This window comes from Streptomyces sp. NRRL WC-3549 (assembly GCF_000721935.1).
In the GTDB taxonomy this organism is placed as follows: domain Bacteria; phylum Actinomycetota; class Actinomycetes; order Streptomycetales; family Streptomycetaceae; genus Streptomyces.
The window spans coordinates 12,728-16,494 of record NZ_KL585432.1 but is presented as its reverse complement, the minus strand read 5'-3'; the positions used below and the strand labels follow the sequence as shown (position 1 = coordinate 16,494).

Sequence of the window (3,767 nt, the reverse complement as noted above, 5' to 3'; positions counted from 1 at the left end):
GCGGGCCGCCACCCGCCTCGCCGCGGACGTCTTCCAGCTCTCCCAGAAGCGCCGCTGACCCGGTACCCGCCCCCGCGTGAGCGCCGGACGAGGCCACCGCACAGAGAGACGCCGCCTCACAGACGAGACCGCCACCTCACAGACGATGAGTGACGAACGACGATGAGTGACGAACGACGATGAGCACCCGACTGATACACCGCCCGGCCAGGACGACCAGGCCACCGGCCGCTCCCGAGCCACGCACCATCGAGGCACCGCCGAACCTCCCCGAGGGGAAGGCGGGCAACATCGCGATGTCGCTGCTGCCCGTGGCAGGCGTCATGTCCTCCGTCGTCATGATGACGGTCGTCCGCAACAGCCAGTTCGCGGGCCTCGGCGCGATCATCCTCGTCGTCACGGTCCTCGGCTCCGTCGCCCTCCTCTTCTCCCAACGCGGCAAGGCCCAGCGCACCCGGCGCACCCAACGGGAGGCCTACCTCGCCTACGTCGAGGACCTGCGCGAGGAGTTGTCCGCCGAGGAACGCGCACGACGGGAGCGGGCCGACGTCCTCAACCCGCCCCCGCACGCCCTGTACGACCTCGTGCGCGACCCCGCCCGGCTGTGGGAGCGCCGCCGTGCCGACGCCGACTTCCTGAGGGTGCGGATCGGCACCGGGGAGATGCCCGTACGCGAGCTGCGGATCGCCGACCAGGGCTCGTCGGTGCTCACACCGCCCGACCTCTTCATGCTCAACGAGGCGTCGGCGCTGATGAACCGCTTCCGGACCGGCACCGAACTCCCCCTGACCGTCCCGCTCGACCGGGTGGGCGACATCAGCGTCATCGGCCCCCGCGAGGACTGCCTCCGGGTGGCCCGCGCGCTGCTCGTCCAGACGGCGGCCACCCACGCCCCCGACGACGTGGCGCTGGCGCTCGCCGTGCCCGGCGACCGGATCGCCGACTGGGAGTGGGCCAAGTGGCTGCCCCACCTCCTCGACACCGAACAGCTCGACGGACCGGTCGCCGCACGCCGTATCGCCCCGTCGGCACCGCAGCTCGCCCGGCAGCTCGGCCCGGAGCTGCGCCGCCGCGCCTCCTACGCGGCCGAGGTGCGGCGCGGTCTGGCCGGCCGGGACGCCCTGACCATGACGTCGCGGCTGGTCGTCGTCGCGGACGGCCACGGGGAGGACGCGGTGGAGCTGCCGCGCCCCGACGAGGCGGTCGGGCTGCGCGAGATGGGCGTCACCGTCCTGCACCTCCTGGAGGAACGGATCCAGGAACCGGGCCAGGTGGCCGTCCGGATCACCGTCGAGGGCGACCAGGTGGTCATCGAGGACCTCCGCGAGGAGGAGCCCGTCGGCGCCCACGGCAGCGCCGACGAGGTGAGCGCCCCGTTCGCCGAGGGCCTGGCCCGGATGCTCGCACCGCTGCGCTTGTCGGCCGAATCGCTGGTGGACGCCCCGCTGTCGGGGCCCGTCGACTTCGCCGGACTGCTCGGCATCGACGACGTGGCGGACCTGGATCTGTCCCGCCTGTGGGCCCCGCGCCCCGAACGGGCCTTCCTCCGCGTGCCCATCGGCGTCAACGACGCGCGCGAACCGGTGCTGCTGGACCTCAAGGAGTCCTCGGAGCTGGGCATGGGCCCGCACGGCCTGTGCGTCGGCGCCACCGGTTCGGGCAAGTCGGAACTCCTGCGGTCCCTGGTCCTCGCCCTCGTCACCACGCACCCGCCCGAGGACCTGGCCCTGGTCCTCGTCGACTACAAGGGCGGGGCGACCTTCGCGCCCTTCGCGAAACTGCCGCACGTGGCCGGCGTCATCACCAACCTGGAGAACCAGGCCGGCCTCGTCGAGCGGGTGCACGCCTCACTCGCCGGGGAGGTCAAACGCCGCCAGCAGACCCTCAAGGACGCGGGCAACGTCGCCGACATCGGGGACTACGCCGCGCTGCGGGCCACCGAGCGGCCGGATCTGGAACCGCTGCCCCACCTCTTCGTCGTCATCGACGAGTTCGGTGAACTGCTCACCGCGAAGCCGGACTTCATCGACCTGTTCCTGTCCATCGGCCGTATCGGGCGCTCCATCGGCGTCCACCTCCTGCTGTCCAGCCAGCGCATCGAAGGCGGCAAGCTCAAGGGCCTGGACACCTATCTCTCCTACCGGCTCGGCCTGCGTACCTTCTCCGCCGACGAGTCGCGGACGGTCCTGGACACCTCCGACGCCTTCCACCTGCCGCCGCTGCCCGGCTTCGGCTACCTCAAGGTCGACACCAGCCACTACGAGCGTTTCAAGGCCAGTTACGTCTCCGGCGCCTACCGCGGTCCCGCCCGGGTCACCGACGAGGAGGACACCGGCCCCCTGGCCCTGGCGTACGAGGCCTACAACTCCCTCGGGGACCCCGAGGGACCGGACACGCGCGAGCCGGAGTCGCGGCGCCGCGAGACGGGACCGACCGAGATGGGCGTCGTCGTCGGCCAGTTGGAGGAGGCCACCGCGGCACCGGTCCGCAGCATCTGGCTGCCGCCGCTGCCCGACGCCATCTCCCTCGACCGGGCCGCCGGCCCCCTGGACGCGGGTGCGCGCGGCATGCAGCTCTCCCGGCGGCGCGGCACGCTCCAGATCCCGCTCGGCCTGCTCGACGATCCGGCCAAGCAGTGGCAGGGGCGGTGGTACCTGGACCTCACGGTGGCGGGCGGCCACGCCGCCCTGATCGGCGGACCCCAGTCCGGCAAGACCACCCTGCTGCGCACCCTGGTCCTGTCCCTGGCGCTCACCCACACCCCGCAGGAGGTCGGCGTCTACGGCCTCGACCTGGTCGGCGGCGGCCTCCAGGCCCTCGCGGGCCTGCCGCACGTCGGCGGCGTCGCCGGACGCGCCGACCGCGAGCGCGCCGCCCGCACGGTCGAGGTGGTGCGGAGCATGCTCACCACACGCGAGGACCTCTTCCGCGAACACGGCATCGACTCCGTCGAGCAGCTGCGCACCCTGCACCGGGCAGGACGGCTGCCGCAGCTGGCGTCCGCCGAGATCGTCCTCGTCATCGACGGCTTCGGGGCGCTGCGCGACGACTTCGAGGAGCTGGACGACGCGGTCGGGGACATCCTCAAACGCGGTGGGGGTTACGGCATCCACGTCGTCGCCGGGATGCTCCGCTGGAACGACGTGCGCATCGCCGTCCAGTCGGCCTTCGGCACCCGGATGGAACTGCGCCTGAACGACGCGGGCGAGTCCAGCGTCGACCGCAAGCTCGCCCAGACCCTGGCACCCGACGAGCCCGGCCGGGTCCTGACCGACGGCAAGCTCTTCGCCCAGGCCGCACTGCCGCGGACGGACGGCCTGCCCGACGCCACCGACCTGGGCGCGGTGCTGGAACGTACGGCCCGGTCGGTCCGCGCCGCGTGGAGCGGGGAGGTCGCGCAGCCGGTACGGGTCCTGCCGCACCTCGTGGAACCGCACCTGCTCCCGGGGCCGGTCGCCGAGCCCCGGCGCGTGCCGATCGGCCTGGACCAGACCGCGCTCGCCCCCGCCCTGCTGGACCTCTTCCACCACGACCAGCACCTGCTGGTCATGGGCGACAGCGAGTGCGGGAAGACGAACCTCCTCAGGACGGTCGCCCACGGCCTCATGGACCGCTACGGGGAGGACGAGCTGGTCTTCGCCGTCATGGACCCGAGACGGAGCCTGCGCGGCGCGATCCCGGAGGAGTTCAACGGCGGGTACGCCTACAACGCCAAGCTCTGCGGAGCGCTCGCCGCCGGAATCGCCACCGAGCTGGAGAAGCGGCTG

At 72.7% G+C, this 3,767-nt stretch carries 1 protein-coding gene; it reads left to right on the top strand.

All coding sequences use genetic code 11. The features are described 5' to 3' along the window. Window positions 1-179: 179 nt before the first annotated feature. A partial coding sequence (locus IH13_RS0130735) for a type VII secretion protein EccC (RefSeq protein ID WP_031089415.1) occupies window positions 180-3,767 on the top strand: 3,588 nt, incomplete at its 3' end.